The sequence below is a fragment of the Streptomyces parvulus genome, assembly GCF_014648855.1.
GTDB classification, from domain to species: domain Bacteria; phylum Actinomycetota; class Actinomycetes; order Streptomycetales; family Streptomycetaceae; genus Streptomyces; species Streptomyces parvulus.
Window position 1 is genome coordinate 253,083 of sequence record NZ_BMRX01000002.1, and the last position, 10,739, is coordinate 263,821.

The 10,739-nt window shown below is 74.9% G+C and carries 5 protein-coding genes; all 5 read right to left on the reverse strand.

The genetic code is table 11. The annotated features are described in order from the left end of the window. Positions 1–106: 106 nt before the first annotated feature. Positions 107–1,051 carry an NAD(+) diphosphatase gene (gene nudC, locus IE108_RS04120; protein WP_064729720.1) on the reverse strand — a complete coding sequence of 315 codons (945 nt, stop codon included), beginning with the start codon at positions 1,049–1,051 and terminating at the stop codon, positions 107–109. Between the two features lie 160 nt (positions 1,052–1,211). Next, positions 1,212–2,624 carry a dipeptidase gene (locus IE108_RS04125; protein WP_064729719.1) on the reverse strand — a complete coding sequence of 471 codons (1,413 nt, stop codon included), beginning with the start codon at positions 2,622–2,624 and terminating at the stop codon, positions 1,212–1,214. A 10-nt stretch (positions 2,625–2,634) separates the two neighbouring features. Next, a complete protein-coding gene (locus IE108_RS04130; protein ID WP_064729718.1) occupies positions 2,635–6,174 on the reverse strand; it encodes an ATP-dependent helicase in 3,540 nt (1,179 codons plus the stop codon). Between the two features lie 120 nt (positions 6,175–6,294). Continuing rightward, positions 6,295–9,915, reverse strand: a complete 3,621-nt coding sequence (locus tag IE108_RS04135) for an ATP-dependent helicase (RefSeq protein WP_079163658.1) — start codon at positions 9,913–9,915, stop codon at positions 6,295–6,297. A 293-nt stretch (positions 9,916–10,208) separates the two neighbouring features. Next, positions 10,209–10,595: an MGMT family protein gene (locus IE108_RS04140; protein WP_064729716.1), complete on the reverse strand. Its 387-nt coding sequence runs from the start codon at positions 10,593–10,595 to the stop codon at positions 10,209–10,211. Positions 10,596–10,739 lie beyond the last annotated feature (144 nt).

Consider the following 10,739-nt stretch of genomic DNA (forward strand, 5'->3'; position numbering starts at 1 on the left):
CGTACCGGATTCGCTCCGGTACGGGGGCTGTGGTGTTGCGTGCTCCGGGGGTCTCGACGGCCACCACGGCCGTGCGGCAGAGGTCGTCCGGCGCGTGACCGCCCCCTCAGAACGCCGCCCGCGTAGGCAGCGGCTTCCCGTACCAGAGCTCGATGAGGCGTGCGGCGATCGAGATGCCGTACGGCGGGAGCACCTCTCCCGACTCGAAGGCGGCGCCCAGTTCGTCGCGGGAGAACCAGCGCGCCTCCTGGATCTCGTCGCCGTCGACCTCGATGTCGGTGGAGGTGGCGCGGGCCATGAAGCCGAGCATCAGGCTGGACGGGAAGGGCCAGGGCTGGCTGGCGACGTACTCGACGGGGCCGACGGTGATCCCGGCCTCCTCCTGGACCTCGCGGCGCACCGACTGCTCGATGGACTCGCCGGGCTCCACGAAACCGGCGAGCGTGGAGAAGCGGCCCTCGGGCCAGTGCACCTGGCGGCCGAGCAGGATGCGGTCCTCGGCATCCGTGACGGCCATGATCACGGCCGGGTCGGTGCGCGGGTAGTGCTCGGCGCCGCAGGCGGGGCAGCGGCGGATGTGGCCGGCCGCGGCGATGACGGTGCGCTCGCCGCAGCGGGAGCAGAATCGGTGCAGCCGCTGCCAGTTCTCCAGGGCGACCGCGTGGACCATCAGGCCCGCGTCGCGGGGCTCCAGGAGCAGCCCCGCCTCCCGCAGGCCCGCGGGGCGCGCGGACTGGTCCATGCGGCCGGGCAGGGAGTCCTTCTGGAGGGCGAAGTAGCTGACCCCGTCCTCGTCGGTGCCCAGGAAGTAGCGGTGCGCCTCGGTGAGCGGGGCCTCGAAGGAGGGGGTCATCACGAGTTCGGTGCGCCCGTCGGGCGTCTCGTCGATGAGGGCCTGGCCGCCGGAGACCACGAAGCAGCGCGTGGAGGGGTGACTCCACGCCGCCGCGAGCCATGCCTCGTCGAGGCGGTGGTGGGCGGCGCGGTCGAGACCGCTGGGCGCGGTGAGCGAGATGGGACGGTCGGCGGTGTGGTCGGTCCAGGTGGTCACGGGTGCTTCCAACTCCCCCGGTGAGCGGTTCGTGTTCGGCGGGCGGGTGCGGCGGGTCGTACGGCGGGCGGGAGCCGGTCCGGGAGACTCGGTGCCGCGCGGCGGCCTTTTCAGTGTGCCGCGAGTGTCACCGGTCCGGTTCCGGGCCGTCGGCGGCGTCTCAGGGTGCGTGGCGCCAGTGCTCCCCCAGGTCGCCCCACAGGTGGGCGGCGGTCTCCACGCCCTTGAGCAGCAGGTCCAGCTCCACCTTCTCGTCCGGGGCGTGCCAGCCGTCGGACGGGACGGAGATGCCGAGGAACAGCACCGGGGTGCCGAGGACCTCCTGGAGGTCGGCGGCGGGTCCGGAGCCGCCCTCCCGCGTGTAGCGGACGGGTTTCCCGAAGGCCAGGCCCATCGCGCGGGCCACCGACCGCAGCGCCGGGTGGTCCAGCGGCGTCAGGCACGGGCGGGTGGCCGGGGCGAAGTCGATCTCGCAGCGGATCCCCTCGGGCACTTGTCCGGCGGCCCACGCGCGGACGGCCTTCTCGACGTGGTCCGGGTCCTGGCCCGCGACCAGGCGGAAGGAGAGCTTCACCATGGCCGACGACGGGATGATCGTCTTGCTGCCCGGGCCCTGGTAGCCGCCGCCGATGCCGTTGACCTCGGCGGTGGGGCGCGCCCAGACGCGCTCCAGGGTGGTGTGGCCGGCCTCGCCGTGGGCGGCCCGGGACTTGGCCGTGTCCAGCCACCGCCGCTCGTCGAACGGCAGCTCGGCGAAGAGGGCGCGCTCCTCGTCGGTCAGCTCCACCACGCCGTCGTAGAAGCCGGGGACCGTCACGCGCGCGTGTTCGTCGTGCAGGGCGGCCACCAGGCGGGCGATCGCGGTGGCCGGGTTGGGCACCGCGCCGCCGAAGGAGCCCGAGTGGATGTCCTGGTCGGGGCCGTGGAACCGGATCTCGCACTCCGCGAGACCCCGCATGCCGGTGCACACCGTGGGGGTGTCCTCGGACCACATGCCGGTGTCGGAGACGATCACCGCGTCCGCGCCGAGCCGGTCGGCGCGCTCCTCGACCAGGGCGCGGAAGTGCGGGGAGCCGGACTCCTCCTCGCCCTCGATCAGCAGTTTGAGGTTCACGGCGGGCGTGGTGCGGCCGGTGGCGGCAAGGTGGGCACGGACGCCGAGTGTGTGGAAGAACACCTGCCCCTTGTCGTCGGCGGCGCCGCGCGCGTAGAGCCGGTTGTCGCGGACGACCGGCTCGAAGGGGTCGCTGCTCCAGCCGTCCTCGCGGGCGGCGGGCTGCACGTCGTGGTGGCCGTAGACGAGGACCGTCGGGGCCTCGGGGTCTTCGGAGAGCCACTCGGCGAACACGGCCGGAGCGCCCGCGGTGGGCCACACCTCGGCGGTCCCGAAGCCGGTCTCCTCCAGCTTGGAGGCGAGCCATTCGGCGCTGCGGCGTACGTCTTGCGCGTGGTCGGGCTGCGCGGACACCGAAGGGATGCGCAGCCAGGCGACGAGGTCGTCGAGGAAGGCGGCACGGTGCTGCTCGATGTACGTACGGACAGCGCTGACAGCATTGTCAACGGGGTGGCTCATACTCACGAGCCTATCGGCCCGCACGGACACCCCGATCGTGCGGTTCGTCACCGACCGGTTCGGCCCGCAGCAGTTCCTCGAGCGCGGCGCGGTCCGGCAGGCCGCCGGGCCGTACGACCTCGCCGGTGCGCACGTAGAGGAAGGCGGCCGTCACCGACTCCAGGGGCACGTTCTGCTGCTCGGCCCAGGCGAGCCGGTAGAGCGCCAGCTGGAGCGGGTCCGCGGTGGGCGCCCGGTTCGTCTTCCAGTCGACGATCTCGTACGTCGCGTTCGTCCCGTCGCCCTCCTTGTAGACGGCGTCGATGCGGCCGCGCACGACCCGTCCGGCGAGCGTGAGCTGGAACGGCGCCTCGACGCGGTGCGGGGTGCGGCGTGCGTACTCGGTCCGCTCGAAGGCGTCCTTGAGGAACTCCAGGTCCTGCTCGTCCGCGATCTCGGCGTCGTCGCCGGGCAGCTCGCCGGGTTCCAGCAGGGGGAGCTTCAGCGGCTCGAACCGGGCCTCGACCCAGGCGTGGAAGCGGGTGCCCCTGCGCGCCGCGGGCCGGGGCGGGCGGGGCATGGGGCGGGCCAGCTCCTGTGCGAAGCCGTCCGGGTCGGCCGCGAGGTCCAGCAGCTGGGAGGCGGTCAGCGACGCCGGGAGGGGCACCTCGGTGACGCTCTCCCGCGCGCGCAGCAGCTCGCCCGTGAGGGCGTCGAGGTCGCGGTCCCAGGAGGCGACGGTGCGGGACTCCTCCGGGGTGAGGCGGGCGGGTGCGGTCTGCTGGTGCGGAACGGTGGGGGTCGCGGGGGTGCTCGGGCGGTCCGTGGTCCAGGAGTCCCAGTCGTCGGCCGGGCTGCCAGGGGGCTCGGGGGCGGCCGGGCCGCCGGGGGCCTCGGGGGTCATGGGGGCCTTGGGGGAAGCGTCCTCCGGGGGTGCCTCGTCGTAGGGGAACCGCTCGTCCGCCAGGGGTGGCTCCTCGTCCTCGGGGGGCGGCGGCCAGTCCGGGTCGTCGTACATGCCGGGCTCGGCGTGCGCGGCCGGGGCGGGCGGGCCGGTGCCCGCCTGGGCGGCGAGGCGGTCCAGGTGGGTGAGGACGGTCTCCGCGGCGGCCCGGCGGCGGGCGAGCGCCTCGTCGTCCAGGGGCAGCGGCCAGACCTGGTCGTCGGTGCCCTGCCGCAGGGCCGGGTTCTCCTCGTCCTCGGCGGGTTCGTCCGCCCAGGCCTCGATCTCGCCGTGACCGGCCGCGCAGTGCTCGTACAGGGCCGTGAGGAACGCGGACGGCCCCCGTGGCCTCTTCTGGCTGGGCCCCCACCAGTGGCCGGAGCCGAGCAGCAGCGAGCGGGGGCGGGTGAAGGCGACGTAGCCGAGGCGGAGTTCCTCGGTGTGCTGGTGCTCCTTCATCTCCTCGTGGAAGGCCTTCAGGCCGCGGGAGTCCCAGGAGCCGACGTCGGGCAGCGTGTCGCGGTCGCCGCGCAGTTCGTGCGGCAGCACCTTGCCCTGGGCGGTCCACTTCTCGCGGCCCTGGCCGCTGGGGAAGGTGCCGGTGACCAGGCCGGGTACGGCCACGACGTCCCACTCCAGGCCCTTGGACCGGTGGGCGGTGAGCACCTTGACGGTGTTCTCGCCGCCGGGCAGCGCGTTGTCGAGGCCCTTCTCGTACTGGGCGGCGGTGCGCAGGAAGCCGAGGAAGGCGAGGAGGGTGGCCTCGCCGTCGCCGGCGGCGAAGGACGCGGCGACGTCCAGGAAGTTCGACAGGGTCTCGCGGCGGCGGGCGGCCAGGGCGTGCGGCGACGCCGACAGCTCGACCTCCAGGCCGGTGACGGCGAGGACCCGGTGCAGGACGTCCATGAGGGGGTCGGACAGGGCGCGGCGCAGCTCCCGCAGCTCGGTGGCCAGGCGGGCGAACCGCACGCGCGCGTCCGGTGAGAAGGGCAGCCCGTCGTCGTCCCCGGTGCCGTCCAGGGGCGTCTCCAGGAACGTGTCGAGGGCGTCGGCGAGCGATATCACCTCGGACGGGTCGACTCCCTCGACGGCTTCGGCCAGCCTGCGGTCGGGATCGTCGTCGCCGTCCACGCGCGCGTGGCTCACCAGGCGCCGGGCGCGGCGGCCGAGGAGGGCGAGGTCGCGCGGGCCGACACGCCAGCGGGGGCCGCTGAGCAGCCGCACCAGGGAGGCGTTGGCGCCCGGGTCCTGGAGCACTTCGCAGACGGCGACCAGGTCGGCCACCTCGGGCAGGTGCAGCAGCCCGGACAGGCCCACGACCTCGACGGGGACGTCCCGGGCGACCAGCGCGCCCTGGATCCGGGCGAAGTCGGTCGCGGCGCGGCACAGGACGGCGATCTCGCCGGGCGCCTTGCCGGTGCGCACGAGGTGGGCGACGGAGTCGGCGATCCAGTCGATCTCCTCGGCGTGGGTACGCAGCAGGGCGCAGCGGACGACGCCGTCGCGTTCGGCGCCGGGTGCGGGGCGCAGGGCCTCCACGCCCGCGTGCATGGCGCGCAGGGGTTCGGCGAGGCCGTTGGCGAGGTCGAGGAGGCGGCCGCCGCTACGGCGGTTCTCGCTGAGCGCCTGCCGGGTGGCGGGGCGGCCGTCGGGTTGGGCGAAGTGGGCGGGGAAGTCGTCCAGGTTGGCCACGGAGGCGCCGCGCCAGCCGTAGATCGCCTGGCAGGGGTCGCCGACGGCGGTCACGGGATGGCCGGTGCCGCCGCCGAACAGGCCCGCCAGGAGGATGCGCTGGGCGACCGAGGTGTCCTGGTACTCGTCGAGCAGGACGACCCGGAACTCGTCGCGCAGGACGCGGCCCACCTCCGGGAGGCCGGCCAGGCGGGCGGAGAGGGCGATCTGGTCGCCGAAGTCGAGCAGGTCCCGTGCGCGCTTCGCCTCGCGGTAGCGGATCACCAGGCCGGCCAACTCGCGCCGTGCGGCGGCGGCCTCGGGGACCTTGCGCAGATCGGCGTTGCCCAGCCGGACGCCCTGGAGGGAGTCCAGGAGCCCGGCGTCCCACGCGCGCAGGTCCTCGGGGCTCACCAGGTGCTCGGCGAGTTCGGCGTCCAGGGCGAGGAGGTCGCCGACCAGGTCGGGGAAGGAGCGGGTGAGGGCCGGGTAGGGGCCGGGTGCCTCACGCAGCACCCGCGCGGCGAGCTGGTAGCGGGTGGCGTCGGCCAGCAGCCGGGAGGTGGGCTCCAGGCCGAGCCGCAGGCCGTGGTCGGTCAGGAGGCGGCCCGCGAAGGCGTGGTACGTCGAGATCACCGGTTCGCCCGGCGGGTGGTCCGGGTCGATCACGTCCGGGTCGGTGACGCCCGCGCGGATCAGCGCCTTGCGCACGCGCTCGGCGAGTTCGCCGGCCGCCTTGTTGGTGAAGGTGAGCCCCAGGACCTGCTCCGGGGCGACCTGGCCGGTGCCGACCAGCCACACCACGCGCGCCGCCATGACCGTGGTCTTCCCCGAACCGGCTCCGGCCACGATCACCTGCGGGGCGGGCGGCGCGACGATGCAGGCCGTCTGCTCCGGGGTGAAGGGGATCCCGAGGAGCTCCTTGAGCTGATCGGGATCGGTGAGGTGGGCGGGCACGTCAGAGAGGCTAGCGGCGGCCACCGACAGCCGGTGCCGAATGGCCTAGCGGAGATGACGGATGCGCTGGTCAGCCCCTGTGGTGCGGATCATCACACCGGCCGCGCCACGCCGCCCCGCCTATTCCACGACGTGCCGCCCCTCGGGTCGTGCGCTGCACGACGCGCGGAAGGCGCAGTGCGTGCAGTGCTGGCCGGCGGTCGGGGTGAAGCGCTCGTCGAGGACCTTGCCGGCGGCCGTGGCCAGCAGGTCGCCGATCCACTCGCCCTCCGCCCCCTCGGGCGCGTCCTGCGCCTGCACCTTGGGCAGGGTCTCGCCGCCGTCCCGCCGGGCCGCACCCTGGCGCAGCTGGACGAGTTCGGCGCCGCCGCTTTCGGGTCGTACGCCGTCGAAGGCCTCGTCGACGGCGCCCTCGCGCACCGCCAGCTGGTAGACGGCGAGCTGCGGGTGGTGGGCCACCTCGGCGGCGGTGGGCGCCTGCTTGCCGGTCTTGAAGTCGACGACGTAGGCGCGGCCGTCGCCGTCGCTCTCGACGCGGTCCATCTGGCCGCGGATGCGTACCTCGTACTCGCCGGCCCCCAGGGTCACGTCGAAGTCGTGCTCGCTGGCCACCGGCGTGCGCCCGGCGCGGTCCATGACGTGCCACTTCAGGAAGCGTTCGAGCGCCACGCGCGCGTTGGCCTTCTCCTGCGCGGACTTCCACGGCGCGTCGAAGGCGAGCGCGTTCCACACGGAGTCGAGGCGTTCCATGAGGACGGCGAGGTCGGCCGGGGTGCGCCCCGACGCCACCTCGTCGGCGAGGACGTGCACCACGTTGCCGAAGCCCTGGGCCGCCGTCGCCGGCGTGTCGGCCTTCACCTCGCGGCCCAGGAACCACTGCAGGGCGCACGTGTTGGCCAGCTGGTCCAGGGCGCTGCCGGAGAGCGTGACGGGCTGGTCGCGGTCGCGCAGCGGCACCTTGCTCTCGGTCGGGTCCCACATGCCCCACCACCGGTAGGGGTGGGCGGACGGCACCAGGGGGCGGCCGTCGTCGTCGGCGAGTGCGGCCAGCCGGGCCAGACGGTGCGCCGCGGCCTCCCTGAGGGGCTCGGAGACGCGGGGGTCGACGGTGGTGGCCCGCAGTTCGGCGACGAGGGCGGCCACGGCGAGGGGGCGGCGCGGACGGCCGGTGACGTCGACGGGTTCGACGCCGAGTTCGGTGAGAAAGCGGGAGGGCTGGTCGCCGTCGTCGGCCGGAGCCTTCACCGCGGTCACCACGAGGCGTTCACGCGCGCGCGTGGCAGCCACGTAGAACAGGCGCCGCTCCTCCGCGAGCAGCGCTCCGGGGGTCAGCGGTTCGGCGAGGCCGTCGCGGCCGATCCGGTCGGCCTCCAGCAGGGAGCCACGGCGTCGCAGGTCCGGCCAGAGCCCCTCCTGGACGCCGGCGACGACGACCAGCCGCCACTCCAGCCCTTTCGAACGGTGCGCGGTCATCAGGCGCACGGCGTCGGGGCGTACGGCACGCCGCGTGAGGGTGTCGGCCGCGATGTCCTCGGCGTCGATCTCCTCCAGGAAGTTCAGGGCACCCCGGCCACCGGTGCGTTCCTCCGCGCGGGCGGCCGTCGCGAACAGCGCGCACACGGCGTCGAGGTCGCGGTCCGCGTTGCGTCCGGCGGCGCCGCCGCGGCGGGCGGAGCGTTCCAGGCGGGCCGGCCACGGGGTGCCGTTCCACAGGTCCCACAGCGCCTCCTCGGCGCTTCCGCCGTCCGCCAGGCGCGCGCGGGCCTTGCGGAGCAACGCGCCGAGACGCTGGGCTCCGCGCGCGTAGGCCGGGTCGTGCACCGCCAGCCGCTCCGGCTCGGCGAGCGCACGTGCGAGCAGTTCGTCCGAGGGCGGCGGCAACGCGTTGCCCGCGGCCCGCTCCTCGTCGCGCAGGGCGCGGCCCAGGCGGCGCAGGTCGGCCGCGTCCATGGCGGCGAGGGGCGAGGTGAGGAGGGTGAGGGCGGTCTCGGTGGAGAGCCAGCAGGGGGCCGGGGCGGTGCCGTCGGGCGGGGCTTCGGCGTAGTGCGGCCCGTCTCCGGGCGCGTCGTCGGCGTCGTCCGGCGCGTCGTCCGGCGCGTCGTCGGCGTCGGCGTCGGCGTCGGCGTCGGCGTCGGCGTCGGCGTCGGCGTCGGCCAGCGTGTCCCCGGCGTCTTCCGTGCCCTCCACGTCGTCCGGCGTTTGTGGGGCGTCACCGGCACCGCCCGGAGCGCCGACGACACCCTCCACCCGCTCGGCACCCGCCCCCGGCATGTCACCGGCACTCTCCGGGTCCACTGCCCCCGCCCGGTCACCGCCGGCGTCCCCAGGTCGGCGCTCACCCGTCCCCGCCTCGGCCTCCGCCACCGCGCGCAGTGCCGTCAGCAGGGGCGCCACCGCGGGCTCGTGGCGCAGCGGCACGTCGTCGCCGTCGATGTCCAGGGGGACGCCGGCCGCGGTCAGGGCGCGGCGCATCGTCGGGATGGTGCGGGAGCCGGCGCGCACCAGGACGGCCATGTCGCTCCACCGGACGCCGTCCTCGAGGTGGGCCCGCCGCAGGATGTCGGCGATGTTGTCCAGCTCGGTGCCGGAGGTCGGGTACGTGTACACCTCGACGCGCCCCCCGTCCCGCACCGGGGTCAGCTCCCGGTGGGCCCGCACCTTGGCGGCGGGGAGGCGGGTCAGGGGCATGCGCTGGTTCACCAGGCGGGTGGCGGCCAGCAGGGCGGCCCCGGAGCGGCGTGAGGTCCGCAGCACCTCGACCGGCGCCGGCCGGCCGTCCGCGCGCGGGAAGGCGGCCGGGAAGTCCAGGATGCCGTTCACGTCCGCGCCCCGGAAGGCGTAGATCGACTGGTCGGGGTCGCCGAATGCGACGAGGGTGCGCCCGCCGCCCGCCAGGGCGTGCAGCAGCCGTACCTGGGACGGGTCGGTGTCCTGGTACTCGTCGACGTAGACCGCGTCGTACTGGGCCGCCAGGCGCGCGGCGACCTCGGGGCGGCGGGCGAGGAGCACCGCGCGGTGCACCAGTTCCGCGTAGTCGAGCACGCCCTGGAGGTCGAGCACGTCCAGGTACTCGGCGAGGAAGACGGCGGCGGCGCGCCAGTCGGGGCGGCCGATGCGCCGGGCGAAGTCTCCGAGCGCTTCCGGGCCGAGACCGAGTTCCCGGCTGCGGGCGAGCACCGCGCGGACCTCGTCGGCGAAGCCGCGGGTGGTGAGGCAGGCGCGCAGTTCGTCGGGCCAGCGCACATGGGCGAGGCCGAGCCGCTCCAGGTCGACCTGACCAGCGAGCAGCTCGCGCACCGTGACGTCCTGCTCCGGTCCGGACAGGAGGCGCGGGGGCTCCACGAAGAGGTCGGTGTCCTGGTGTGAGCGGACCAGGGCGTAACCGAAGGAGTGAAAGGTGGTCGCCCTCGGGGCGCGGGCGGCGCCCATGCGCAGGGCCATGCGGTCGCGCAGTTCGACGGCCGCCTTGCGGCTGAAGGTCAGGACCAGGATGCGCTCGGGGTCGCCGCCCCTGGCGATCCGCTCCGCCACCGACTCCACGAGGGTGGTCGTCTTGCCGGTCCCCGGGCCCGCGAGGACGAGCAGCGGCCCGGAGCGGTGGTCAACCACGGCGCGCTGTGCGGCGTCCAGACGAGGGGGGTCCACGCGCGCCGGCGGGGTACGCACCAGTCGGTAAGCACCGCGGCTCCCCCTGCGCGCCTGGGGGTGCGCGGGGTGTCCGGTGGAGGAAGAGGTGCTCACGTGGTTCGCCGGTCCTGGTGGGTGTGCTGGTGGGCCGTCCGCGTCGCGCGCACGGCGGTGAGCGCGGGATGAGGGGGACGCGCGCGGCCGACGCTACGCCGACGCACAAGGCTGAAGCAGAGCTTCCTCTTCTTCCCTCCCCTCCCTCGGGTGCCTCGGGTCCCTCGGGTCACGTGCGAAGCGCGTGCCCCTCGCCCCTCGAACGTACGTCATGCCACAGACATGGCCGGTCCGTCCCGCTTCCCTCATCCGGATCACGGGCCACACACCGGCCGGCCGCATGGCGGAAGCTGTCAGGTGTGACCCTGCGCACGTCCGCCGCCGTCCCACCGCGCCCGCTTGAGGTCGAGGCGCGGCAGGTGGCCCTCCGCGGCCCTGCTGGCCTCCTTGAGGGGCGTGCCCTCGTCCCGGTAGCGGTCGAGTGCCTCCAGTTCGTGCCCGGCGAGCAGGGCGCCGTCCGCGCGGACGACCCGCCACCAGGGGACGCCTCCCCCGTAGAGGGACATCACGCGGCCCACCTGACGGGGTCCCCCCTCCTCCAGGTACTCGGCCACGTCCCCGTACGTCATGACGCGGCCCGGCGGGATCAGCTCGGTCACGTCGAGGACTCGCTCGGCGTACTCGGGCAGCGCGTCCGCGTGCTCCGCGCGGGCGTCCTCCGGAAGGCTCTGCTCGCTCATCCGCCCCATCCTGCCGCACGCCCGCGACGACGCGACGCGCTCCCGGCGGTGCGGATCCCTCGCCCGGACGCGGCGCTTCGGGCAGACTGTGCCGCCCGCACGGGCACCCTGATGCCTGCCGAGACCGACGCGGCATGCCACCAT

What these genes read in the sequence shown, in the direction of transcription:
- IE108_RS04125 (WP_064729719.1), bottom strand. Translation starts at nt 2,624, where the DNA reads ATGAGCCACCCCGTTGACAATGCTGTCAGCGCTGTCCGTACGTACATC.
- IE108_RS04140 (WP_064729716.1), bottom strand. Translation starts at nt 10,595, where the DNA reads ATGAGCGAGCAGAGCCTTCCGGAGGACGCCCGCGCGGAGCACGCGGAC.